This window comes from Pseudoalteromonas sp. QJM3NY_22 (assembly GCF_056173065.1).
In genome coordinates this window covers 3,128,012-3,151,799 of record NZ_CM149655.1, presented here as the reverse complement: position 1 = coordinate 3,151,799, position 23,788 = coordinate 3,128,012, and the positions used below count along the sequence as shown (strand labels likewise).

Sequence of the window (23,788 nt, the reverse complement as noted above, 5' to 3'; positions counted from 1 at the left end):
CGTTAGATAGCATAAAATGCCTCGTTCATTAGCACAGTAGGTAAAGCAGTAATTATGCGAGTAGCACTTGGAGTTGAATACAACGGCGCACGTTATAGTGGTTGGCAACGTCAATCTCATGTAAATAGCGTACAGCAAGAAGTAGAAAAGGCGCTGTCGCGCATTTGTAATCATCCAGTTGAAGTTATATGTGCAGGTCGTACAGATGCGGGTGTACACGGTACAGGCCAAGTAATACACTTTGACACTGAGGCCGATCGCGATATGGTTGCATTTACACTAGGTATGAATACTTTAATGCCTAAAGATATTGCTATTCGTTTTGCTCAACCCGTTGCAGATGATTTTCACGCTCGTTTTAGTGCTACAGCACGTCGTTATCGTTATATTATTTATAACTCGCCTTTGCGAGGAGCTGTACTAAATGAAGGCGTTACGCATTTCCATCATCAACTAGATGAAACCAAAATGCAGGAAGCGTGTCAGTATTTAATTGGCAAACATGACTTTACTTCTTTTAGGGCCATTCATTGTCAAGCGAATACACCGACAAGAACAATTCATCATTTATCGGTACGTCGCCAAGGTACTTACGTTATTATTGATATTAAAGCGAATGCGTTTTTACATCACATGGTGCGTAATATCACAGGCAGTTTAATGGATGTTGGTTTACATAAACACCAACCTATATGGATAAAAGAGCTACTTGATTGTAAAGAACGCGCAAAGGCCAGTGCTACCGCTAAGGCTGCTGGTTTGTATTTAGTGGATGTTGACTACCCTGAGCAATTTGATATTCCTCAAACACCTTTAGGCCCTTTATTTTTGCCGGATATAGATGTTTAATTAAGGTTAGTATAAGTGCTTTTTATGAGCACTTTTAACTACTAAGACCAGTTTTTTATACCGCGTTAGTGTAATTCATGTTTTAATTGAAAAAATTTGTCTGCTAATTGCTATTAGCAGGCTCGCGACACAGAACAGTATTAAGAGAGTTGCAAATGAGTTGGCTAGAAAAAATCTTACCTAAAACGACAAAATCATCAAGTCGTAAAGAAATCCCAGAAGGTGTTTGGGCTAAGTGTACATCGTGTGATTCAATTTTATATAAAGCTGAATTAGAAAAGTCATTAAACGTATGTCCTAAGTGTGACCACCACATGCGTGTTAGTGGCCGTAAGCGCCTAGAGCACTTTTTAGATGAAGGTGATCGTCAAGAGCTTGGTACACAACATGAGCCTAAAGACATTCTTAAGTTTAAAGATTCTAAAAAGTACTCTGACCGTATCAGTGCAGCCCAAAAAGCAAGTGGTGAAAAAGATGCACTTGTGGCGATGAAAGGCCGATTAAAAGGTATTCCAGTGGCAGCGGTAGCATTTGAGTTCTCATTTATGGGTGGTTCAATGGCTTCGGTTGTTGGTGCTCGTTTTGTTGATGCTGTTGATCAATGTTTAGAGCACAATATGCCGCTTATCTGTTTTTCTGCATCAGGCGGAGCACGTATGCAAGAAGCGCTTATGTCGCTGATGCAAATGGCTAAAACAAGTGCTGCGCTTGCAAAAATGACTGAAAAAGGCCTTCCGTTTATTTCAGTAATGACTGACCCAACAATGGGTGGTGTATCTGCATCACTTGCTATGCTGGGCGATATTAACGTTGCAGAACCTAAAGCGTTAATTGGTTTTGCGGGTCCTCGTGTTATTGAGCAAACTGTTCGCGAAACATTACCTGAAGGTTTTCAGCGTAGTGAATTTTTGCTAGAACACGGTGCAATTGACATGATTATTGACCGCCGTGAAATGCGCGATACCCTTGCACGCATTTTAGCTAAATTTATGAACTTGCCTTCTACGGAACAAGAGCATAGAGTAGCGTAAATTTCAGCTTTACTGATTACACGCTATGACAAAAACAATTCCTAGCCAATCATCAAGCCTTGATGATTGGCTTTTTTATTTAGAAAGTGTTCACCCTGCTAACATTGCAATGGGCTTAGAACGAGTTGCTAATGTTGCCAACAATATTGGCCTTTTAAACACTCCAAGTAAAATTATTCTTATTGCCGGTACAAATGGTAAGGGCACCACTGCACGTTGCTTAGAGTCGCTATTACTAGCGCAAGGTTTTAGCGTGGGTACTTACGCATCTCCACATTTAATTCATTATAACGAGCGTGTACGAGTTAATGGGGAAGAATTGGCAGACCAATTTCATATAGATGCTTTTCACCAGCTTGAGCAAGGCCGTAAAGACACTCCTCTGACTTATTTTGAATATGGTACTTTGGGGGCATTGGCAATTTTTAAACGCTGTAACGTCGATTATGTATTACTTGAGGTTGGTTTAGGTGGGCGCTTTGACGCTACAAATATAGTAACGCCGTATGCAAGTGTGATTACCACTATAGACTTAGACCATAAAGAGTATTTAGGTGATACCCGTGAGTTGGTGGCTTATGATAAAGCCGGTATTTTTCGTGAAAATACGCCCGCTATTATCGGGGATTTAAATATTCCTCATACAATGACTGATTATGGCAAGGAAATTAATGCCAATATGACGTTGTCGGGCAGTGACTTTATTTTCAAAGAAAATGCTGAGAGCTTTAATTGGCAATATAAACAGCATAATCTTGAAATAGATAAGCCAGCAATACCGTGTCAAAATGCAGCCACTGCGCTAACTGCGCTAAGTGTTTTAAACTTATTACCTAGTGTGCAGATAATAAGAGATTGCCTAGCTAATTTAGTTGTAGAAGGGCGGTTTCAGCAGTTAAGTACTGAGCCTTTAGTCTTTACAGATGTGGCACATAACCCTGAGTCGGCGCGTTATTTAGCCAATAAGTTATCAAGCTATAAAGATAAAGGCTTTAAAATTCATGCATTAGTCGCTATGCTTGCTGATAAAGACAAAGTCGGTGTACTTAAAGAAGTAAGCAACCTGGTCGATGAGTGGTCGTTAGCGAGCTTAAGTAGCCCGCGAGGCGACACTGCAAGTAATTTACAAAATGCACTGCAGGAATTGTCTCATCATAATACTATCAATAGCTATGATAGTGTGGCACAGGCACTAAGTGTAATTTTACCAAAACAACAACGTGATACTATGTTGATTGTATTTGGTTCTTTTTTTACTGTGGCCGGCGCTATTAATTACTTTAAAAAATAGAGAGGATGTCGGTGAACTCAAGTTTTATTAATCGCTTAGTCGGAACAAGTATAGTGGTGATCGCAGCAATTGTGTTTATCCCTAATATACTCGATGGCGAAAAAGTGCATTATAAAGAAGGCTTTAAAGCGATTCCTGATCGCCCTGAGTTCAAAACAATCGATCTTCAAGAGTCAATTGATGAAAATGTTGCTAACGCAGAGCCACTAAAGCAAGATGAAATCGAAGATATTCAAGCTGATGATGAGGCTTTTGAGCAGCAAAATGCAATAGTGGAAAGTGATTATGCTGTAGAGGATAAAGTCGTTGAAGCAAGCATAGAGCCTAAAGCAAAACCAACGACTCCTGTTCAAGCTAAACCAAAACCGATTGCACCGCGTAAAAGTGATGAAAACCTAACGAGTATGGCTTATGTTATTCAATTAGGTAGTTTTTCACATGTTGCAAACGTAAAAGCATTACAAGCTAAACTAAAGGTTGAAGGGTTTAAAACGTTTACTAAACCGATTAAAACCCCAAATGGGACATTAACCAAAGTATTTGTTGGCCCTTCACTTGATAAAAGTGAATTACAAAAGCAGCTCCCCCAGCTTAAAAAGCTTACTAAATTAAATGGTAAAGTTACGCAATACGAAGTAACAAAATAATTATAAAAAAGGCTTGTATAACAAGCCTTTTTTATTTATTAATATTTGTTTTTATGATTATCACTCGCCCGCAATACCCATTCTAAAATGTTAATTTTTTGTATTGACTACAACCCAGTATTCTCCCGTTTAAACTTGCATACTAACGATGTTTGGGTATAGAATGCGCCCCAAATTAGCGACTAATTGGTTCTTATGATCTGGGTTGATTACGCCATTATTGGCATCATTGCACTGTCTACCATCATCGGTTTAATACGCGGCTTTGTAAAAGAAGCAATGTCATTAGCGGTATGGGCTGGCGCCTTTATCATCTCTAGCTTGTTTTACCAATATTTAGCTTCCTTCCTAACAACCATTTCTGAACCCCTTTTAAGAAATGCTGCGGCCATAGCCATATTATTCTTTGCGACGCTACTGTTAGGCGGTTTACTAAACTATATTTTAGGTGAGCTTGTACATCGTACTGGTTTATCGGGTACCGACCGTGTTTTTGGCATAGTGTTTGGTGCTCTACGAGGCGTGTTGGTCGTGAGCGCGTTACTCTTCTTTCTTGATGCTTTTACTGGTGCACCCAATACGCACTGGTGGGGCAATTCTATTTTGATTCCAGAATTTGGCTTTGTTGTTGAATGGTTCTTTTCGTACCTAGAAAACAACTCGAGCTTTTTAAATTCAGTAAACCGTTAATCGGCGAGGATAAATTACATGTGTGGTATCGTTGGAATAGTCGGAACATCTCCTGTTAACCAGGCGATTTATGATGGCTTAACTGTTTTGCAGCACCGTGGTCAAGATGCCGCGGGTATCATTACCATTGAGAATAATACGTTTAGCTTACGCAAAGCAAATGGCCTTGTGAAAGATGCCTTTCACACTCGTCATATGAAACGACTACAAGGTACAATTGGTCTTGGCCATGTGCGTTATCCTACCGCAGGGTCTTCAAGTTCATCTGAAGCACAGCCTTTTTATGTTAACTCACCGTTTGGTATAGCGCTTGCCCATAATGGTAACCTTACTAATGCAGAAACTTTAAAAGAGCAGTTATTCTCAGAAGCACGTCGTCATGTTAATACAACATCAGACTCTGAAATTTTACTTAATGTTATGGCACATGAATTAAGCAAATCTGATAAGTTGCATTTAGACCCTGAAGATATTTTTACTGCGGTAACCGAAGTAAATAATAAAGTAAGCGGTGGTTATGCAACAATTGCTATGATCATCGGTCACGGTATTGTTGCTTTTCGCGACCCCAATGGTATTCGCCCACTTGTATTTGGTAAACGCGAAACCGAAAAGGGTACGGAATACATGTTTGCCTCAGAGAGCGTTGCGTTAAAGCCTGATGGCTTTGAGTTTATTCGTGATGTTGCGCCTGGCGAAGCTATATATGTTACAGAAGAAGGTGAATTTCATTCGCTTAGTTGTGCTGATAAGGCATCTTACTCGCCATGTATTTTTGAATTCGTTTATTTTGCACGTCCTGATTCAACAATAGACCGTATGTCTGTGTATGCAACACGCGTAAACATGGGGACTAAACTCGGCGAAAAAATTGCACGTGAATGGGCTGACAAAGATATTGATGTCGTTATCCCAATCCCAGAAACGTCATGTGATGTAGCACTGGAAATCGCACGTGTGCTTGATTTACCATACCGCCAAGGCTTTGTTAAAAACCGTTATATTGGTCGTACGTTTATCATGCCTGGCCAAGAGATGCGTAAAAAGTCAGTACGTCAAAAGCTAAATGCAATTGATCGTGAGTTTAAAGGTAAAAACGTATTATTGGTTGATGACTCAATTGTGCGTGGTACAACATCAGCACAAATTGTTGAAATGGCCCGAGAGTCTGGCGCTAAAAACGTTTACTTTGCATCAGCAGCGCCTGAAATACGCTTCCCTAATGTGTACGGTATTGATATGCCTTCAGCAGCTGAGCTTATTGCTCACGGACGTGAAGTAGAAGATATTAATGCAAGTATTGGTTCTGACGGTTTAATCTTTCAATCGCTAAAAGATTTAATTGCTGCGGTTAGCCAAGAAAACCCTGAAATTACTAAGTTTGAAACGTCAGTATTTGATGGCCAATATATTACAGGCGATATTGATCAAAACTATTTAAATCGTATTGATAAGCTACGTAACGATTCTGCAAAAAGCACCCGCGAAAGTGCGATGTCTTCAGGTTTAGAGATACACAACCAAGATGAAAACGAAGCTGATTAATAGTTAGTTAATAAAAAGTCGTTACACATAAAAAAAGGAGCTAATTAGCTCCTTTTTTGCGAAGGAAAGAAAGGGAACATTTCTATCAAACACGACTCTCTATTAGGTAAACTTTATTAAGTAAACATTGGGCTAACAATCCCATTTGTCCAAAGCATAGCTGTTACAGCTAAAATAATAACCAGTAATATTAATCCACACGTTACTACCGAGCTGGCGTAAATAAAGCCACGCTCTTCTGGGATATGCATAAGTATTGGTACGCCGGTGTAGAGTAAATAAACCGAGTAAGCCAGTGCAATAATTCCAACACACACTACAAACCAAAGTACAGGCCAAAAAGCGGCGAGTGCCGACATAAACACTGGAGTTGCAGTATATGCTGCAAGTTCAAGTGTTTGTGTAAATGTAGGCTTAGAGCCAAATGTAACCGCCATCCAATGGGCTAAATACGCCAATGCGAATACGCCCGCTATTAAAGCAAAATACATCGCGCCTGCAATTAGCAGTGCACTATCGTGTGTTAAAAATACCGCATCACCTGCGCCTATACTCCATCCTAAATAAACAGACGAGTAGTAGCCCATTATTGAGGGGAACAGAGCAATTAATAAAATATGTGACAAGCTGTAGGTTAAACTTTCGTGGCGGTTATCGATTGTTTGCCACTCTTCTAGGGGATGAGCATAGATTCCCCAAAGATGGTTTAGTATCATAGTATTTACTCCATAAAGGAACGTATTATTGTTTTGGTTGGTTTATTTTTATACAGTCTATGTACAGTTATGGTTCACTTATTTTGCAAAGTCAAGTTAACTCGCTATTAACTCTTTTACGCAAGTTAGGGCTTTGATTTATCCCAAGCAAAATTTCGTGTTAAAATAATGGTCTATCAAATTTATTTAGTAATGAGCAGTCAACGTGCCACACAGCCAACTTTTAGAGCCGATTAATAACTTTTTATTGTGTACCACCCCAGAGCAATGGGTGGAGCAAGCAATTAAAAAAGAAAACCTATCAGTCATTTTAATAGATCACTTAATTTGTGAATTAAAAGCGGCTCAAAGTGCGATGTTTTTAATACGTAAATATGCTGTTGATAAAGAGGGAAGTGATGCCTTACTTGAATGGCTAAAGCCATTTGAAGCACTTATTTATAAGCGTGAAGGTAACTGGCGCGATCTGGCGGCTAAAAATAAACTCACTAAATCAATAATACCTAAATCTAGCTCACAATACGGGCAAGGCCTAATCGATAAAATGGTTTTATTAATAAAAGAAGAGCTGCATCACTTTTATCAAGTGCTCGAAATTATGGACGAGTACGGTGTAGAGTATCAAAGCATTACACCGTGTCGTTATGCAAAAGGTATGCTTTGTCATGTTAAAACATTCGAGCCTGATGCATTAGTCGATAAGCTAATAGTAGGCGCTTATATTGAGGCACGTTCGTGTGAGCGTTTTGCAAAGCTTGCGCCACATGTTGATAAACGTTTAGGTGATTTTTATATTTCGTTATTACGCTCAGAAGCGCGTCATTACCAAGATTATTTAACTTTAGCGCAAGAAATAGCTGATTTTGATATTACCGAACGCGTGAACTTTTTTGGTGAAAAAGAAAAAGAACTAATTTCTACAACTGACACTGACTTTAAGTTTCATAGTGGCGTACCTACAGTGTCAAACTAGTTAATTTTCTTTTAAAAAATTAATGTATTCAGTAATTTTTTCATTGCTGAAATTATGTTTTTTCATAATATCAGCAATACTTCCGTTTTCTACTATTGCATCAATCCCCCTATTAAACTTTTGTAAATATTCTTTAGCTCTATAGTTTGATTGAGAAACAACTAAATATAACTTGTGAGTAGCAAGATCGGGTAACAACACGCCCTGAGGTGGACAGCAAGCGCTAAAGCTCACTTTCCACCGCAAATTTTAACAGCGGTGATCCCTTACTTTTCAATGCGGTTAAGTAAGTTGATTCATCGTAGGGCGTATGTGTTTTCCAGCACCTAAATAGGATTCGTATCCACTTAAATGCCAATGATCTGATGATGGTATTATGAGGTTTTCCTTTGGCTTCTTGCTGCCGATAATAGGCTTTAGCCCAAAATGAATAACGCACAGATAATCCAGCCCATTCCACAAATGTTTGCCTTAAAAATTTAGTGCATGAGTATCGCCAGTGTATCCATTCCTTTTTGCCACTGCGTTCGGTTACTGGAGCAATGCCTGCGTATTTTTGTATGTCAGCGGCGCACTTATAGCGGTCACGATTTGACCCCATAGCGGCTAATAATCGAGGTGCTAATTGTGGCCCCGCCCCAGGTAAACTATCAAAAATAGCGCGATCTGTATGTTGCTTATAAAGTGTTTTAATTTCGTCATCAAATCGTGTTATTGCCAACATTAGCTGTTTAAGTTGCGGAACGAGGCATTCAATAAGTAATAAGTTTGGCGTGATCACCGCCATATCTTCGGTGAGAATTTCAGCATCTTTTATTTCTTTTATCCGCTTTTCATTAACGAGTGGGTAGCGGGAATTATGTTGATTAAAGAAGTCGAGTAGTGTTTGTTTCCTCGCTTTTTTAGCGTGAGCAAGAGAGGGCCAGCGCAGTAAGAAGTCACAGAATATTTGAGTGTCTTTTTCTTTAAACCAATCAATCACGTGGGGATAATAATTTTTTAGCGTTGTGGCTATTTTATTGGTTAAATTAACACGATCTTGTACTAGTTTACGTCTGTATTCGACAAGCTGCGCAAGACACCTAACGTCCTCTGAATCCGGCCTAATAACCGTTAATTTATCCATATGAAGTTGTAAGATTTCAACTTGAATAATTGCATCAGTAGGATCATCTTTCGCCCCGCTGTGCGTAAATGCAGCACGGTATTTAGCAACACTTGATGGGTTAATCACAAATAATACAATGTGCTTAAATTTACTGAGTGCATATATAAGTGGGCCTTTTTTTAGCTCACACGCGACAGCAACAGATCTGCCGTTGTAGCGTTGTTTTAACCCAAGCGCCCATGCATTAATTGACTTAGGCTCAGAGGAAATCACACTTAAATGTTGTGTATTTGTGTCGCGATTTATTTCACAAATATCGTGTTTACGGTCGGCCCAATCGATCCCGATAAGGGCAGCAAAATCTGAGACGTTAAAGGCTTCCATTTTGGGCCTCCTAGAGGTAAAGTGAAAGAATAGATAGAGGCTAATAGTGTTTCTCGCAGGTCTTATAGATAGTCGGCATTACGACAATCCCTGAGTATGCGTATTGAAACAAATAACTTCTGTTGATCCGAAAGTCTTGTTACAAACATTGATTGTTTCCGCTCAAATATTCGTGATCAACAGAAGCATATTCCATGTATTAATGAGATAGGTAAATACATTAATTAATGGAACGGAGTAACTATAAGTACTCAATTTTATTCTTATCTAAATTAACTTCTGTACTGTACTCAAGCCAATACTTGCCAACCTCTTTAGTGCCTGCGACCAGATCAATACGCCCTTGTTGCAGTAAGTATAAGCTAGTAGGGAGGCTTTTAGTGGACGTGATTGCCAATTCGGTGTTTCTAGTGAATTTTTGGCTTATAAAAGCGCTATCTTCTTTACCAATACTATAAGGTACTAATGATTGAGTGGTGCCATCAAAATTAATTGTACTTTCTTTTCGTTTAAAAATTCCAGTGTGGGCACGTGCAAGTGGACGAGAATAATAAAAAACCTCATTCCGCTTTGCAGAATAAAAAGCGCCTAAAATAGCTGTTTTTCTCTTTTTTTCTAATAATTTTAAAGCGCGATCCCATGTGGTAAATTCTATTTCACTATTAATACCTTGTGTTATAAGGGCCGCGCGGGTTATCTCATAGAGCCAGCCGTTTTTAGGCAAGTCATTACTAAAGTATGGGGGAAAGTTCTCAGTAACAATTTGCCATGTTTGCTCGCATAATGCCTTTGTTGGAATAACAGTCACTAGGATGAAAATTATCAGCTTTATCATTTAGCCCCTCACTTTTATTAAACTTTACTGAACAAGAGTAGTCAGAATTCGAAATTATGCGAAAGGCGTGTTGATTAACTCTTGTGATTTAGGGGTGACCACTAAATAAGAACCTTGGGTATACCAGTCACCTAGCACTGTGCGAGTAAGTGTTTGTTCATTAATTTTATATGTATGAACATTAGGGCGGTGAGTATGACCATGAATCATATTAGTAACGTTATGTTTGGCAAAGGTTGCAAGTACAGCGTCATCGACAACGTCTAAAATTTCGATAGGTTTATCAGCTTGACTTAACTTACTTTTTTCGCGGGCGTTGCGCGCTATTTTTTTACGATACCAAAGCGGCATTGCAAGCATTAGTTTTGGCCACCACCAACCACGGCTCTTTTTTCTAAAGTTTTGATACTCAGTATCTTGAGTGCACATTTCGTCGCCATGTAAAATGACTGTTGGCGTACCATATAAATCAATGACCGTTTGTTCAGCAAGTAATGTCATACCGGCCATGTCTGCATATTGCTTGCGCATAATGAAGTCACGATTGCCATGAATGAAATACACCGCAGTGCCACTATCACTGACTGCTTTAAGGTGCTTTGCTACATCGGCACTCAGTGCAGTAATGTAGTCATCCCCGACCCAAACTTCAAAAAAATCACCTAAAATATAAAGTGCATCTACATTTTTATTTAGTATATGTGTATTTAAAAAGTCAAAAAATGCAGCGCTAATGTCGGGGCGGTTTTCGCTTAGATGTAAATCTGCAATAAAGTAAGTTTGGTGAGTCATAGATCAATCTTTTCGATATAAATAAAGCGGGCGTATACACATTGCGTAAATGCCCGCTGGTACTCCACATTACGTGGGTAAACGTACTATTAGCTAACAGTAACGCTTTCGATGATCACATCTTCAAGAGGTACGTCTTGGTGAAAACCAGTACTACCTGTTGCAACTGCTTTAATCTTATTGACTACGTCCATGCCCTCTACAACTTCAGCAAAAACACAATAACCCCAACCTTGCGATGTTTCGCTGCTGTGGTTTAAAAAGTCGTTGTTGTTCACGTTAATGAAAAACTGTGCTGTAGCTGAATGAGGATCAGGTGTACGTGCCATAGCTAAAGTGCCTATTTTATTAGACAGGCCGTTATTAGCTTCATTCTGAATTGGATCGTTTACTTCTTTTTGTTCCATACCTGGAACAAAACCACCGCCTTGAACCATAAAACCATCGATTACGCGATGAAAGATAGTGCCGTTGAAAAAATCAGCATTTGCATACTCTAAAAAGTTTTTAACTGTGTTTGGAGCTTCTTGCTCAAACATTTTAATGGTGATGTCACCAAAATTAGTGTGTAGAACAACCATGTGTTTTCCTATATCCGGTTTAAATATTGGCGCTATTTTATCGTAGTTGGCTAAGATTAACAAAGTAGATGTTTGGTTTGTTATAAAGCGCTAGAGCAGGGGCTTTTCAAGTGGTAACATAACTGTTCAAGTAAATAGTCAAGGACTCAAAGTAAATGGTAAATATATACAACACACTCACGCGACAAAAAGAGCAATTTAAACCGATGGTCGAAGGAAAAATCGACATGTATGTGTGTGGTATCACCATTTATGATTACTGCCATATTGGACACGCGCGTACTTTTGTTGGTTTTGACGTTATTGTGCGCTACTTACGTCATATTGGTTACGATTTAAAATATGTTCGTAACATTACAGATATCGACGATAAAATAATTAAACGTGCGAACGAAAATGGTGAGTCAATAAACGACTTAACTGTTCGCATGACTAAAGCGATGCATGAAGATTTTGATAGCCTAAATATGCTACGCCCAGATATTGAACCAACAGTTACAAGCCATATGGATGAAATTATCGTTATGGTTAAGCGCTTGATTGAAAAAGGCCATGCCTATGTCGCAGCTGATGGCGATGTATTGTTTGATGTATCAACGTTTGAGCAATATGGCGCGCTTTCTCAGCAAGATTTAACAATGTTGCAATCAGGTTCTCGCGTTGAAGTGGCGCAAGATAAAGACGATCCACTTGATTTTGTGTTATGGAAAAAAGCAAAAGCAGGTGAACCATCATGGTCATCACCGTGGGGAGAAGGGCGTCCTGGTTGGCATATTGAATGTTCGGCAATGAGCTCAAAGCATTTAGGTGAGCATTTTGATATTCACGGTGGGGGGTCTGATTTACAGTTTCCACATCATGAAAACGAAATTGCCCAGTCGTGCTGTGCAAACAACGGCAAGTATGTAAATACATGGATACATACTGGCATGGTACAAGTAAATAAAGAAAAAATGTCTAAGTCGTTAGATAATTTCTTTACAGTGCGTGAAGTTTTAAAAGCATACGATGCTGAATCTGTTCGTTACTTTTTAATTTCAGGTCATTACCGTAGCCAATTAAATTATTCGCAAGAAAATTTAGACCAAGCGCGTTCATCACTTGAACGTATTTATACAGCGCTTCGTGATGTTGAGCCAGTAGAATGCGATTTAGAAGGCAATGAGTTTGTTGCTAAATTTAGAAAAGCGATGGATGACGACTTTAATACACCAGAAGCACTACCTGTGTTGTTCGAACTTGCTAAAGAGTTAAACCGCGTAAAAGAAAGTGACGTAGTTCAAGCTGGGCAACTTGCGTTTATATTACGCAGTATTGGTAACGTTTTGGGTGTTGCTCAACAAGCACCGGAAGCCTTTTTACAAGGCGGGCAAGATGATGACGAAGTGGCGACAATTGAAGCATTAATTGTAAAACGTAATGAAGCGCGTACTAGTAAAGATTGGGCTGCTGCTGATGAAGCTCGTGATGCACTTAATGCGTTAGGTGTAATACTTGAAGATTCAGCCGGTAAAACAACGTGGCGTAAAGCGTAAGCGTTTAAAGTAATTCACGTTCAACTAAAAAAGGGTTGCCAAATGGCAACCCTTTTTTGATTTTTTAACAGCTTAGCTGTGATATTTCTCACACGCTTCAAGTGTGTTTTCAATTAAGCTTGCGACCGTCATCGGGCCAACGCCACCTGGTACAGGTGTAATAAAATGCGCTTTTTGTTCAGCCACACTGTATTGAACATCACCGACTAATTTACCCGTATCTAAACGGTTAATGCCTACATCGATGACTATAGCGCCTTCTTTTATCCAATCTCCAGGTATAAATTCAGGTTTACCGACAGCCACAACTAATAAGTCAGCGCGGCGAACATGCGTTTCTAAGTCTTGAGTAAACTTATGGCATACTGTGGTTGTACAACCGGCCAATAAAAGCTCTAACGACATTGGACGACCCACAATATTTGATGCGCCAACGACAACTGCATGCATACCTTTATAACGTACGCCCGTAGAATCAAGTAATGTAATAATACCTTTTGGCGTACATGGGCGAAGAGCAGGCATACGTTGTGCTAATCGGCCAATGTTATATGGATGAAATCCATCAACATCTTTATGTGGGGTAATACGTTCTAAAATCTTTTCAGCATCAAGACCTTTGGGCAGTGGTAACTGCACTAAAATTCCATCAACTTCGGCATCATTATTTAGCTCGTCAATTAAATCTAAAAGAGTTTGCTCTTGTGTGTCCGCAGGTAAATCAAATGATTTAGAAATAAAACCTACTTCTTCACAGGCTTTACGTTTTGAACCAACGTAAACTTGGCTTGCTGGATCAAGTCCTACAAGTACTACTGCAAGTCCTGGTGCACGTAAACCATTTGCTACACGCTCACTTACGCGTTCTGCTACAGCGCTACGTACTTGTTTTGCGATTGCCTTACCATCAATGATGTTTGCCGTCATGGGTGACCTTTAATTGGGGTTAATTAACTAGATACCGATACTCTAAAAACGAATGCATAATAAAATAGGGGTAAAAATGCTAATAAAGAAAATACAGTCTTTATTTAACTCGTTTTATAATGTGCCTACTATTTTCGCAGAAAAGCATTGCAGCGCCAAGTTGCTTTTAAGTTATATAGTACTTGAGTGGTTAAATAGTTTAAAATTCAGCCTTCTATTATAATATTTAACCATTGTGCACTAAAAATGAACACTTGATTGATTTAATAAAAAAAACGTTTGACCTAACCTCGTCAAATCACTATTATGCACCCCGTTGTCAACGAGGTCACTCGCAAACAATAGTAAGTATCGGCGATTAGCGCAGTTTGGTAGCGCACTTGGTTTGGGTCCAAGGGGTCGCAGGTTCAAATCCTGCATCGCCGACCATTTTTTTATAATTTATTATAATCGAATAGCTTATTGGTAAACTACGAAGTTTTCGATGCGCCCATAGCTCAGCTGGATAGAGCAACGCCCTTCTAAGGCGTGGGTCGAAGGTTCGAATCCTTCTGGGTGCACCATTTGAAAACATGTAAATATAGCGGTGATTGTAGCTCAGTTGGTAGAGCCCCGGATTGTGATTCCGGTTGTCGTGGGTTCGAGCCCCATCAGTCACCCCATTTACAAAGAATATCGGCGATTAGCGCAGTTTGGTAGCGCACTTGGTTTGGGTCCAAGGGGTCGCAGGTTCAAATCCTGCATCGCCGACCATTTCTTAAAATGGTCTTAAGCTCTCAGTTTAAGTGTTCAGTATGAAAAAGAAGTTAATTCTTCAATATCGGCGATTAGCGCAGTTTGGTAGCGCACTTGGTTTGGGTCCAAGGGGTCGCAGGTTCAAATCCTGCATCGCCGACCATTTCTTATCTAGTAAGATTAGTAAATAAAATCCTCTAATATTATAAATCAATACACGTTAACCTATAATTATATTAAATAATTTGTATTTCATTTCATCTAACGCTTAGTTAGTCTGTTTTTTATTCAGTTAGCTTCTATAGTCCCATATCTAGTCCAAATAATTGCGCCCTATACTCGACTATCATAAATATTAGGTTATAATGCCGCGTCTATTGTTTAACATAGTGCCCGAAGGGCAAAGCAGCAATGGTATCTCATGGTAGCGACGGATGCTTTTAAGTGTGAAAAACCGCTTAAACTTTATCAAGACTCATGCAGATCACTTTGTTTGTAAGGAAGGCGAACAATCGCCAAAATTGAATATTGAGGTAAATCATGCAAGTTTCTGTTGAGACGACCCAAGGCCTTGAGCGCCGTATAACTATCACCGTTCCTTCAGAGAACGTTGAGAGCGAAGTAAAAAAACGCCTACAACAACTGTCAAAAACACAGCGTATAGATGGTTTCCGTGCTGGTAAAGTTCCAGTATCTGTAATTAACAAGCGTTTTGGCCCTGCAGTTCGTCAAGAAGTTGCTGGCGAAGTAATGCAACGTAATTTTTACGAAGCAATCGTTTCTGAAAAAATCAATCCAGCTGGCGCGCCTACATTCGCTCCTAAATCACTTGAAGCAGGTAAAGATTTAGAGTTTTCAGCAACGTTTGAAGTTTACCCTGAAGTTGAAGTTCAAGGTTTAGATAAGATTACTGTTGAGAAACCAGCGGTAACAGTAACTGACGAAGATTTAGCTAACATGCTAGAAACACTTCGTAAGCAACATGCAGCGTGGGCTGATGTTGATGTTGATGCAGCTGCTGGCGAAAACGACCGTGTAACAGTTGATTTCGTAGGTACTATCGACGGTGAAGTATTTGAAGGCGGCAAAGCTGAAGACTTCCCATTAGAACTTGGTCAAGGTCGTATGATCCCAGGTTTTGAAGATAACATCGTAGGTAAAAAAGCAGGCGAAGAAGTAGTTGCTGATGTAACGTTCCCTGATGATTACCACGCTGAAAACTTAAAAGGTAAAGCGGCTCAATTCACTATCACAGTGAAAAAAGTTGAAGCGCAAGAATTACCAGAATTAAGCGAAGAGTTTGCAACTAAATTCGGTGTTACCGAAGGCGGCGTAGACGCGCTTAAAGAAGAAGTTAAAAAGAACATGACACGTGAGCTAGACCAAGCGGTTAAAGCAAGTGTTAAAGACCAAGCAATCAAAGGTCTTTTAGCTAACAACGAAATTGAAGTGCCTAAAGCGCTTGTTGATCAAGAAGTTGATGCACTACGTCAGCAAGCGGCTCAACGTTTTGGTGGTGATGCTAAAAATATGCCTGAGCTTCCAGCTGAATTGTTCCATGAGCAAGCTGTAACACGTGTTAAAACTGGCCTTTTATTAGGTGAAGTGATCAAAGCTAACGAGATTAAAGTTGATGATGCTAAAGTTGAAGCATTAATCGCAACAGTTGCTTCTGCATACGAAGATCCAACTGAAGTAGTAGAATACTACAAAGCAAATGATCAACTTATGCAGCAAATGCGTAATGTAGCAATGGAAGAGCAAGCTGTTGAAGCTATTTTAGCTAAAGCAGTTGTAACTGACGTTGAAAAAGCATTTGATGACATCATGAATCCACAGCAAGGTGCTTAATAAGTCATTGACTTAAGCTCTCGCTAACGATTAAATGGCTCGTGCTACTCTGTTTATACAGCGTGCCCGGGCCATTTTAGTTTTTGGCCTTTAATTTGCGAAAAACGATAATTATGCTTTTCTTATAGTAAGGATAAGTATAAGCGCATAAGGAATTAAATAAGTATGAATACTGGTATTACAGATCCCCTAAATGCATTGGTCCCTATGGTTGTTGAACAAACACCTAAAGGCGAGCGCTCGTATGATATTTATTCGAGATTATTAAAAGAGCGTATTATCTTTTTAACAGGTCAAGTTGAAGACAACATGGCAAATCTGATTTTAGCGCAAATGCTATTTTTAGAGTCAGAAAACCCTGATAAAGATATCTTTTTATACATTAACTCACCAGGTGGCTCAGTAACTGCAGGTATGGCTATATATGACACTATGAACTTCATCAAACCTGATGTAAGTACAATATGTGTAGGTCAGGCTGCAAGCATGGGTGCTTTTTTACTTACTGCTGGTGCTAAAGGTAAGCGTTTTTGCCTACCTAACTCACGCGTGATGATTCACCAACCATTAGGTGGTTTCCAAGGTCAAGCATCTGACTTTGAAATTCATGCGAAAGAAATTCTGTCTATTAAAGACAAACTAAATCGCTTAATGGCTGAGCATACAGGCCAACCGTTAGATGTGATTTCCAAAGATACTGATCGTGATAACTTTATGAGTGCTTCGCAGGCTGTAGATTACGGCTTGGTTGATTCAGTGTTTACAAATCGCGATAAAAAGTAAGCGCTTGGTGAGCAGGTTATCTGCTTGCCACTTAGAGTTACTATGCGAAAACCAATAAATTTTGGTATAGTTAAAGCGTATTGAAATAGCCACCAACAGTTTTGGTGGCCAACGTAATAAAATGAGGTAGCTGAATGTCTGACACTCCTACAGACGGCGACAAAAGTAATAAATTGTTATACTGCTCTTTTTGCGGCAAAAGCCAGCATGAAGTACGTAAATTAATTGCAGGCCCATCAGTATACGTTTGTGATGAATGTGTAGAGTTGTGTAACGATATTATCAGGGAAGAAATTAAAGACATTGCTCCTAAGCATGACACGTCTGATAAACTACCTGTACCAAAAGAAATTCGTAAACACTTAGACGATTATGTTATTGGTCAAGATCATGCTAAAAAAGTATTGTCTGTTGCAGTTTATAACCACTATAAACGACTGCGCAATCAATCGACTAAGCAAGATATTGAATTAAGTAAAAGTAATATTTTGCTTATCGGCCCAACTGGTAGTGGTAAAACATTACTTGCAGAAACGTTAGCGCGTCTACTTGATGTGCCGTTTACTATGGCCGATGCCACTACATTAACCGAAGCGGGTTATGTAGGTGAAGATGTTGAAAACATCATTCAAAAGCTTTTACAAAAGTGCGATTACGATGTTGAAAAAGCACAACGTGGTATTGTATACATCGATGAAATTGACAAGATTTCTCGTAAATCAGATAACCCATCAATTACGCGTGACGTATCGGGTGAGGGCGTTCAACAGGCGCTACTTAAACTGATCGAAGGTACAATTGCCTCAGTTCCACCGCAAGGTGGTCGTAAACATCCACAGCAAGAGTTTTTACAAGTAGATACATCTAAAATCTTATTTATTTGTGGTGGTGCGTTTTCAGGCTTAGATAAAGTAATTGAACAACGTAGTCATAAAAATACCGGTATCGGTTTTGGCGTTAGCGTAAAAGAGTCTGCGGCGAGTCGTTCTTTAAGTGAAACATTTAAAGACGTAGAACCAGAAGATTTAGTTAAATACGGCTTAATCCCTGAATTTATAGGCCGTTTGCCAGTAGTTGCAACGTTAACTGAGCTTGATGAAGCAGCACTTGTACAAATCTTGAGTGAGCCTAAAAACGCGATTACTAAACAGTTTTCAGTGTTGTTTGGCATGGAAGACGTTGAACTTGAGTTCCGCGATGATGCCTTAGCTGCAATTGCCCACAAAGCAATGGAGCGTAAAACAGGTGCGCGTGGTCTTCGTTCAATCGTTGAAGGTGTATTGCTTGATACAATGTACGAGCTTCCTTCAATGGATGATGTAAGTAAAGTGGTTATTGATGAAACCGTTATTAAAGGTGAATCTGACCCAATCTTGATTTATGAAAATAATAAACAAGATAAAGCTGCATCAGAATAGTTTTTAAGCTATTTGAATGAAAAAAGGAGCCTTAGGCTCCTTTTTTTATAATTAATTTAATCGAGTATGGGAAAATTGTTGAACTTTAATTAGGTTATCCCCATATACTTGAGTAATCTTTAAAATAAATGAAGTGCGAAGAGAAATTATAATGACGCTTGAGAGAACCGACCGAGTCGAAATCCCAGTGCTAGCACTGCGCGATGTTGTGGTGTATCCACACATGGTGATCCCGCTTTTTGTAGGCCGTGAAAAATCAATAAAATGCCTTGAAGCGGCAATGGACAAAGATAAACAAATTTTCTTAGTTGCACAAAAAGATGCAACTGTAGATGAGCCAGAACAAGATGATATTTATCGTATTGGTACTATTGCTACTGTACTTCAGTTATTAAAGTTACCAGACGGCACCGTTAAAGTTTTAGTAGAAGGGACGCAACGTGCACAAATTGAAGACTTCGTTGATAGCGAAGACTTTTTTGTTGCTAATGCTCAATTTATTGAATCTGACTTAATTGATGAGCAAGAGCAAGATGTATTTATTCGCAGCGCAATTAGCCAATTTGAAGGCTATGTAAAGCTAAATAAAAAAATCCCACCAGAAGTACTAACGTCAGTTTCAGGTATTGATGATCCTGCGCGGCTAGCCGATACAATGGCTGCTCATATGCCATTAAAGGTACCTGAAAAGCAAAAAGTGCTAGAAATTTCAAGCGTTACAGAGCGTCTTGAATATTTAATGGCGCTTATGGAAGGCGAGATAGACTTACTGCAAGTTGAGAAAAAGATTCGTACTCGCGTTAAAAAGCAGATGGAAAAATCTCAGCGTGAGTATTATCTAAATGAGCAAATGAAAGCCATCCAAAAAGAGCTGGGTGAACTTGATGATGTACCTGATGAATTTGAAGCACTTAAAAAGCGCATTGAAGAGTCTGGTATGCCAACAGAAGCACAAGATAAAGCGACCACAGAGCTTAATAAACTTAAAATGATGTCGCCAATGTCAGCAGAAGCGACCGTAGTGCGTTCATACATAGATACATTAATTAATGTGCCGTGGAAAAAGCGATCTAAAGTTAAAAAAGATTTAGCAGGCGCGCAAAAAATTCTTGATAGTGATCACCATGGCCTTGATAAAGTTAAAGAACGTATTCTGGAGTACCTTGCGGTGCAACAGCGTACTAATAAACTAAAAGGTCCAATCTTATGTTTAGTTGGCCCTCCGGGTGTGGGTAAAACATCACTTGGGCAATCTATCGCACGCTCTACAGGTCGTAAATATATCCGTATGGCGCTAGGCGGTGTGCGTGATGAAGCTGAAATTCGTGGCCATCGCCGTACTTATATTGGTTCAATGCCAGGTAAGTTAATTCAAAACATGACTAAAGTGGGTGTTAAAAATCCATTATTCTTGCTAGATGAAATCGATAAAATGTCATCAGACATGCGTGGCGACCCAGCATCAGCGCTATTAGAAGTGCTTGATCCTGAACAAAACAGCCATTTTGCCGATCATTACCTTGAAGTAGATTACGATTTATCTGACGTTATGTTTGTAGCGACATCAAACAGCTTTAACATTCCTGGTCCATTACTGGATCGTATGGAAGTTATTCGTTTATCGGGTTACACCGAAGATGAAAAACTAAACATCGCAAAAGAGCACTTAATTACTAAACAAGTGAAACGTAATGGCCTGAAAGAGCATGAGATTGAGATTGCTGATAGTGCAATTATTGGCATTATTCGCTACTACACACGTGAAGCGGGTGTACGTAATCTTGAGCGTGAAATTTCAAAACTATGTCGTAAAGCGGTTAAAAATATCTTAATTGAAAAAGACACTAAAACCGTGACTATCAATCAAGATAACCTAGAAGACTTTTTAGGTGTACAGCGTTTCGATTACGGTAAAGCGGAAGATGGCGACCGTATTGGCCAAGTAACTGGTCTTGCATGGACTGAAGTAGGCGGTGACTTACTTACTATTGAATGCGCAGCGGTACCAGGTAAAGGTAAGCTTACTTATACAGGTTCACTGGGCGATGTAATGCAAGAGTCGATTCAAGCGGCCATGACGGTCGTGCGTAATCGTGCAGATACATTTCGTATTAATAGCGACTTTTATGAAAAACGTGATATTCACGTGCATGTGCCTGAAGGTGCAACACCTAAAGATGGTCCGAGCGCAGGTGCTGCTATGGTGACTGGTTTAGTGTCTAGTTTAACGGGTAACCCTGTACGTGCGGATGTTGCAATGACCGGCGAAATTACACTACGTGGTGAAGTATTACCAATTGGTGGTTTAAAAGAAAAATTACTCGCGGCGCATCGTGGTGGAATTAAAACAGTCATCATTCCAAAAATTAATGAACGTGATTTAAAAGAGATCCCAGACAATGTGCTGGCGGGCTTAGATATTCACCCAGTTACATGGATTGACGAAGTTTTAAAACTGGCTTTAGTGCATCCGGTTGAGAGTTTTTCAGTCGAAACACCAAAAAAACAGTAAAAAACCGAAAAAAGTGCTTTTTAGGGCTTTTCAAATCTAAACGATATGATAAGTTAAGCACTGGTTTTCAAGCCTAGCCCTTACGGGGCCTAGGCTTAAGAAAAATATAATCATGTGAGCATAATTAGTTTGCTCTAAAATTTTCAAAAAAGTGATGTTAGTTTAAAAAACCATCGCTCTTGATAATAACAATGAAAGAGGATGATATTGTGAATAAATCTCAATTGATCGATCAAATCGCAGCTGATGCTGACATTTCTAAAGCGGCTGCAGGTCGTGCTCTAGATTCATTCATCGAATCTGTATCTGGTGCGCTAAAAGATGGTGACTCAGTTGCACTTGTTGGCTTTGGTACTTTCTCAGTACGTGAGCGTGCTGCACGTGCAGGTCGTAATCCGCAAACTGGTGAAGCTATTCAAATTGCTGCTGCAAATATTCCTGCTTTTAAAGCCGGTAAAGCGCTTAAAGACGCAGTAAACTAATCACTGTTTTCATACAGTTTAGTTATGGCGAATGTAAATTTACTTAATCAATCTAAATGATGAATTAAGTAACTTTACCGCCAATTACTTCAAGTGAAAAAGCGTATCTGGTAAGATACGCTTTTTTTACATGTGACAAGGTAAAAACCTTGATCAAAAAGAGATAAACAAATGCTTGAGAAAATCAGAGAAGGTTCACAAGGACCTGTAGCCAAAATAATTTTAGGCGCGGTGATTTTATCTTTTGCTTTAGCTGGGATTGGTAGTTACCTAGGTCAAACCACGGAACAACCTGTTGCTGAAGTAAATGGAATTAAAATTAGCCAAACTGAATTTAATCGTGCGTTCCAAAATGAGCGTAGTCGATTAGAACAACAATTTGGTGAATATTTTGCACAAATTTCTGCAGATCCAAATTACATGGCACAAATACGTCAAGGTGTAGTTGACCGCTTAGTACAACAAGAATTGCAATCACAGCTAGCGGCTGATTTAGGCCTTCGCGTAAGCGACGAAAGTGTACGTAAAACAATCTTAGAATTACCGTATTTTCAAGTAGGTGAGCAGTTTAATAACGACCGTTACCTACAAGTTATTCGTCAAATGAATTTTCAACCAGATGCATTTCGTGAATACCTTCGTAAAGATATGACGCGCAGTCAACTTGTTACTGCCGTAGCCGGTACTGACTTTGCTCTTGAGAACGAGCTTAAAAGCGCTATTTCTCTACAGCAGCAAACGCGCAGCATTGATTACTTAGTTGTAAACAAAGAAGCGCTAGCAGCAAGTGTTGAAGTATCAGAGCAAGAAGTATCTGATTACTACGAGCTAAATGCATCACAGTTTTTATCGCCAGAACTTATCTCAGTTAATTATATTGAGCTTAAAGCCACAGATATTACGGTTGAGTCAGTTACTGAAGATGATGTTAAAGCGTATTACGATCAAAATAAGGCACAATACGTTGAGCCAGAAAAACGCCGTGTTTCACATATCTTAATCGATAACAGCGAAGACGATGATGCAGCAAAAGAAAAAGCCAATGCACTGCACGCACAATTAGAGCAAGGTGCAGATTTTGCTGAATTAGCAGAGTCATCATCTGATGATATTGTTAGTGGTGAAATGGGCGGCGATCTTGAGTGGATTGAACGCGATGTAATGGACCCTGCATTTGAAGACGCGACATTTACGCTTAAAAATAAAGGTGACTTTTCAGAGGTTGTAGCATCAGAGTTTGGTTACCACATAATTAAACTTACTGATATTCAGCCGCAACAAGTTAAAGCATATGATGATGTTAAAGCTGATTTACGTGCGGAGCTTGAACAAGCTGAAAAAATAGATGCCTTTTACGAAAAGCAAACTGAAATGGGTGCACTAGCATTTGAAATTTCAGATCGCTTAGACGATGCTGCCGAAGTTGCAGAGGTAGAGATTAAATCAACGCCGCTTTTAGCAATTAACGCATTACCAGAGCCGTTAAATACGCCATCTGTAATTGCTGCGTTATCGTCAGTTGATTTACTGGAAGATAAAGTTAACTCTGAAGTTATTGAGCTTGGCGATGAGCATGCGATTATTGTTCGTGTAAATGAACACAAACCAGCTGCCACTAAGCCACTAAGTGAAGTAAGCGAGCAAATTAAAGCACGTTTAGTTAATGAAAAATCATCTGAGCTTGCTAAAGATAAAGCACGTAGCTTATTTGCAGAAGTAAAAGCAGGTAAGAGTTTAAGTGATGTAGCCAATGAGCAAAGCTTAACACTTCGCCAAGAAGCGCAATTAACACGTCAAAGCTATACTGTTTCGCCAGCAATTGTAACTAAAGCATTTAAAATGGCTCATCCTGCAGGTTCTGCAGTGTTTGAAGTAGTTGATTTAAATAATGGTGATGCTGCAATTGTTGCACTTAAGTCGGTAACAGATGCACAAGTTACAGCTAATATTGACCCACAAGCAAAGCAAAGTATCACTATGGCGCAAGCTAATAAAAACTACATGGTATTTATTGAAGCGTTAAAAGCGAATGCTGAGCTTAACTTACCAACGGTTGCACAACCCGTTGAGTAATTAATTTAGCTCATAAAAAAAAGGCGCTTT

Annotated in this window: 21 protein-coding genes and 5 tRNA genes; 19 read left to right on the top strand and 7 right to left on the bottom strand. The window is 39.4% G+C overall.

Annotation, left to right across the window (positions count from 1 at the left end; translation table 11 throughout):
• Nucleotides 1-54: 54 nt before the first annotated feature.
• The 6 genes from truA to purF all read left to right on the top strand — a co-directional run bounded on the left by truA (nucleotide 55) and on the right by purF (nucleotide 6,053).
• On the top strand, nucleotides 55-849 hold the full coding sequence (truA, locus tag AC0VZ4_RS14410; protein WP_007376857.1) for a tRNA pseudouridine(38-40) synthase TruA: 795 nt from the start codon (nucleotides 55-57) through the stop codon (nucleotides 847-849).
• Between the two features lie 155 nt (nucleotides 850-1,004).
• Nucleotides 1,005-1,880, top strand: coding sequence for an acetyl-CoA carboxylase, carboxyltransferase subunit beta (gene accD / locus AC0VZ4_RS14405; protein WP_475439994.1), 876 nt, complete (start codon nucleotides 1,005-1,007; stop codon nucleotides 1,878-1,880).
• A gap of 25 nt (nucleotides 1,881-1,905) precedes the next feature.
• A complete protein-coding gene (folC, locus tag AC0VZ4_RS14400) occupies nucleotides 1,906-3,171 on the top strand; it encodes a bifunctional tetrahydrofolate synthase/dihydrofolate synthase (protein ID WP_149606267.1) in 1,266 nt (421 codons plus the stop codon).
• Between the two features lie 11 nt (nucleotides 3,172-3,182).
• Nucleotides 3,183-3,818 carry an SPOR domain-containing protein gene (locus AC0VZ4_RS14395; RefSeq protein ID WP_007376854.1) on the top strand — a complete coding sequence of 212 codons (636 nt, stop codon included), beginning with the start codon at nucleotides 3,183-3,185 and terminating at the stop codon, nucleotides 3,816-3,818.
• A gap of 195 nt (nucleotides 3,819-4,013) precedes the next feature.
• Nucleotides 4,014-4,508 carry a CvpA family protein gene (locus tag AC0VZ4_RS14390; protein WP_007376853.1) on the top strand — a complete coding sequence of 165 codons (495 nt, stop codon included), beginning with the start codon at nucleotides 4,014-4,016 and terminating at the stop codon, nucleotides 4,506-4,508.
• Nucleotides 4,509-4,526: 18 nt separating this feature from the next.
• Nucleotides 4,527-6,053: an amidophosphoribosyltransferase gene (gene purF, locus AC0VZ4_RS14385; RefSeq protein ID WP_007376852.1), complete on the top strand. Its 1,527-nt coding sequence runs from the start codon at nucleotides 4,527-4,529 to the stop codon at nucleotides 6,051-6,053.
• 116 nt (nucleotides 6,054-6,169) lie between these two features.
• Here the strand turns inward: purF and AC0VZ4_RS14380 are convergent, their stop codons facing one another.
• Nucleotides 6,170-6,769, bottom strand: coding sequence for a Yip1 family protein (locus tag AC0VZ4_RS14380; RefSeq protein ID WP_007376851.1), 600 nt, complete (start codon nucleotides 6,767-6,769; stop codon nucleotides 6,170-6,172).
• 205 nt (nucleotides 6,770-6,974) lie between these two features.
• Here AC0VZ4_RS14380 and miaE point away from each other — a divergent pair, with 205 nt between their 5' ends.
• Nucleotides 6,975-7,742, top strand: coding sequence for a tRNA isopentenyl-2-thiomethyl-A-37 hydroxylase MiaE (miaE, locus tag AC0VZ4_RS14375; RefSeq protein WP_475439993.1), 768 nt, complete (start codon nucleotides 6,975-6,977; stop codon nucleotides 7,740-7,742).
• Here the strand turns inward: miaE and AC0VZ4_RS14370 are convergent, their stop codons facing one another.
• The 5 genes from AC0VZ4_RS14370 to AC0VZ4_RS14350 form a co-directional block, all read right to left on the bottom strand.
• On the bottom strand, nucleotides 7,743-7,976 hold the full coding sequence (locus AC0VZ4_RS14370) for a hypothetical protein (RefSeq protein ID WP_475439992.1): 234 nt from the start codon (nucleotides 7,974-7,976) through the stop codon (nucleotides 7,743-7,745).
• Nucleotides 7,966-9,234: an IS110 family RNA-guided transposase gene (locus AC0VZ4_RS14365; RefSeq protein WP_475439589.1), complete on the bottom strand. Its 1,269-nt coding sequence runs from the start codon at nucleotides 9,232-9,234 to the stop codon at nucleotides 7,966-7,968. Before AC0VZ4_RS14365 ends, AC0VZ4_RS14370 begins: the two co-directional genes overlap by 11 nt.
• A gap of 241 nt (nucleotides 9,235-9,475) precedes the next feature.
• On the bottom strand, nucleotides 9,476-10,069 hold the full coding sequence (locus AC0VZ4_RS14360; RefSeq protein ID WP_475439991.1) for a type 2 periplasmic-binding domain-containing protein: 594 nt from the start codon (nucleotides 10,067-10,069) through the stop codon (nucleotides 9,476-9,478).
• Between the two features lie 54 nt (nucleotides 10,070-10,123).
• Nucleotides 10,124-10,861: a UDP-2,3-diacylglucosamine diphosphatase gene (locus AC0VZ4_RS14355; protein WP_475439990.1), complete on the bottom strand. Its 738-nt coding sequence runs from the start codon at nucleotides 10,859-10,861 to the stop codon at nucleotides 10,124-10,126.
• Between the two features lie 89 nt (nucleotides 10,862-10,950).
• Nucleotides 10,951-11,442: a peptidylprolyl isomerase gene (locus AC0VZ4_RS14350; protein ID WP_007376847.1), complete on the bottom strand. Its 492-nt coding sequence runs from the start codon at nucleotides 11,440-11,442 to the stop codon at nucleotides 10,951-10,953.
• A gap of 155 nt (nucleotides 11,443-11,597) precedes the next feature.
• On the opposite strand from AC0VZ4_RS14350, the gene cysS reads away from it, so the two are divergent.
• Nucleotides 11,598-12,977: a cysteine--tRNA ligase gene (cysS, locus tag AC0VZ4_RS14345; RefSeq protein WP_096792695.1), complete on the top strand. Its 1,380-nt coding sequence runs from the start codon at nucleotides 11,598-11,600 to the stop codon at nucleotides 12,975-12,977.
• A gap of 72 nt (nucleotides 12,978-13,049) precedes the next feature.
• Here cysS and folD read toward each other — a convergent pair whose 3' ends face one another.
• Complete coding sequence (folD, locus tag AC0VZ4_RS14340; RefSeq protein WP_002958348.1) at nucleotides 13,050-13,904, bottom strand: bifunctional methylenetetrahydrofolate dehydrogenase/methenyltetrahydrofolate cyclohydrolase FolD; 855 nt, start codon at nucleotides 13,902-13,904, stop codon at nucleotides 13,050-13,052.
• 352 nt (nucleotides 13,905-14,256) lie between these two features.
• On the opposite strand from folD, the gene AC0VZ4_RS14335 reads away from it, so the two are divergent.
• From AC0VZ4_RS14335 to AC0VZ4_RS14285, 11 genes are all read left to right on the top strand, one after another.
• Nucleotides 14,257-14,333 (top strand) — tRNA-Pro (locus AC0VZ4_RS14335).
• A gap of 57 nt (nucleotides 14,334-14,390) precedes the next feature.
• Nucleotides 14,391-14,467, top strand: a tRNA-Arg gene (locus AC0VZ4_RS14330).
• Between the two features lie 23 nt (nucleotides 14,468-14,490).
• Nucleotides 14,491-14,566: transfer RNA gene (locus tag AC0VZ4_RS14325), tRNA-His, on the top strand.
• Between the two features lie 14 nt (nucleotides 14,567-14,580).
• Nucleotides 14,581-14,657, top strand: a tRNA-Pro gene (locus AC0VZ4_RS14320).
• A gap of 68 nt (nucleotides 14,658-14,725) precedes the next feature.
• Nucleotides 14,726-14,802 (top strand) — tRNA-Pro (locus AC0VZ4_RS14315).
• 377 nt (nucleotides 14,803-15,179) lie between these two features.
• The gene (gene tig, locus AC0VZ4_RS14310) at nucleotides 15,180-16,490 is read left to right on the top strand and encodes a trigger factor (RefSeq protein WP_475439989.1); all 1,311 of its coding nucleotides are present in this window, start codon (nucleotides 15,180-15,182) and stop codon (nucleotides 16,488-16,490) included.
• A 165-nt stretch (nucleotides 16,491-16,655) separates the two neighbouring features.
• Nucleotides 16,656-17,273, top strand: coding sequence for an ATP-dependent Clp endopeptidase proteolytic subunit ClpP (clpP, locus tag AC0VZ4_RS14305; RefSeq protein WP_007376844.1), 618 nt, complete (start codon nucleotides 16,656-16,658; stop codon nucleotides 17,271-17,273).
• Between the two features lie 134 nt (nucleotides 17,274-17,407).
• Nucleotides 17,408-18,691: an ATP-dependent protease ATP-binding subunit ClpX gene (gene clpX / locus AC0VZ4_RS14300; protein ID WP_007376843.1), complete on the top strand. Its 1,284-nt coding sequence runs from the start codon at nucleotides 17,408-17,410 to the stop codon at nucleotides 18,689-18,691.
• Nucleotides 18,692-18,842: 151 nt separating this feature from the next.
• Nucleotides 18,843-21,203 (top strand): endopeptidase La, encoded by a 2,361-nt coding sequence (lon, locus tag AC0VZ4_RS14295; RefSeq protein ID WP_008134748.1) that lies wholly within the window; start codon nucleotides 18,843-18,845, stop codon nucleotides 21,201-21,203.
• A 185-nt stretch (nucleotides 21,204-21,388) separates the two neighbouring features.
• A complete protein-coding gene (locus AC0VZ4_RS14290) occupies nucleotides 21,389-21,685 on the top strand; it encodes an HU family DNA-binding protein (protein WP_304646709.1) in 297 nt (98 codons plus the stop codon).
• Between the two features lie 171 nt (nucleotides 21,686-21,856).
• A complete protein-coding gene (locus tag AC0VZ4_RS14285) occupies nucleotides 21,857-23,758 on the top strand; it encodes a SurA N-terminal domain-containing protein (RefSeq protein WP_475439988.1) in 1,902 nt (633 codons plus the stop codon).
• Nucleotides 23,759-23,788: the final 30 nt, after the last annotated feature.

Coding starts and splice junctions, on each gene's coding strand:
- truA (WP_007376857.1), top strand. CDS start 55: ATGCGAGTAGCACTTGGAGTTGAATACAACGGCGCACGTTATAGTGGT.
- accD (WP_475439994.1), top strand. CDS start 1,005: ATGAGTTGGCTAGAAAAAATCTTACCTAAAACGACAAAATCATCAAGT.
- folC (WP_149606267.1), top strand. CDS start 1,906: ATGACAAAAACAATTCCTAGCCAATCATCAAGCCTTGATGATTGGCTT.
- AC0VZ4_RS14390 (WP_007376853.1), top strand. CDS start 4,014: ATGATCTGGGTTGATTACGCCATTATTGGCATCATTGCACTGTCTACC.
- purF (WP_007376852.1), top strand. CDS start 4,527: ATGTGTGGTATCGTTGGAATAGTCGGAACATCTCCTGTTAACCAGGCG.
- AC0VZ4_RS14380 (WP_007376851.1), bottom strand. CDS start 6,769: ATGATACTAAACCATCTTTGGGGAATCTATGCTCATCCCCTAGAAGAG.
- AC0VZ4_RS14365 (WP_475439589.1), bottom strand. CDS start 9,234: ATGGAAGCCTTTAACGTCTCAGATTTTGCTGCCCTTATCGGGATCGAT.
- AC0VZ4_RS14360 (WP_475439991.1), bottom strand. CDS start 10,069: ATGATAAAGCTGATAATTTTCATCCTAGTGACTGTTATTCCAACAAAG.
- AC0VZ4_RS14355 (WP_475439990.1), bottom strand. CDS start 10,861: ATGACTCACCAAACTTACTTTATTGCAGATTTACATCTAAGCGAAAAC.
- AC0VZ4_RS14350 (WP_007376847.1), bottom strand. CDS start 11,442: ATGGTTGTTCTACACACTAATTTTGGTGACATCACCATTAAAATGTTT.
- cysS (WP_096792695.1), top strand. CDS start 11,598: ATGGTAAATATATACAACACACTCACGCGACAAAAAGAGCAATTTAAA.
- folD (WP_002958348.1), bottom strand. CDS start 13,904: ATGACGGCAAACATCATTGATGGTAAGGCAATCGCAAAACAAGTACGT.
- tig (WP_475439989.1), top strand. CDS start 15,180: ATGCAAGTTTCTGTTGAGACGACCCAAGGCCTTGAGCGCCGTATAACT.
- clpP (WP_007376844.1), top strand. CDS start 16,656: ATGAATACTGGTATTACAGATCCCCTAAATGCATTGGTCCCTATGGTT.
- clpX (WP_007376843.1), top strand. CDS start 17,408: ATGTCTGACACTCCTACAGACGGCGACAAAAGTAATAAATTGTTATAC.
- lon (WP_008134748.1), top strand. CDS start 18,843: ATGACGCTTGAGAGAACCGACCGAGTCGAAATCCCAGTGCTAGCACTG.
- AC0VZ4_RS14285 (WP_475439988.1), top strand. CDS start 21,857: ATGCTTGAGAAAATCAGAGAAGGTTCACAAGGACCTGTAGCCAAAATA.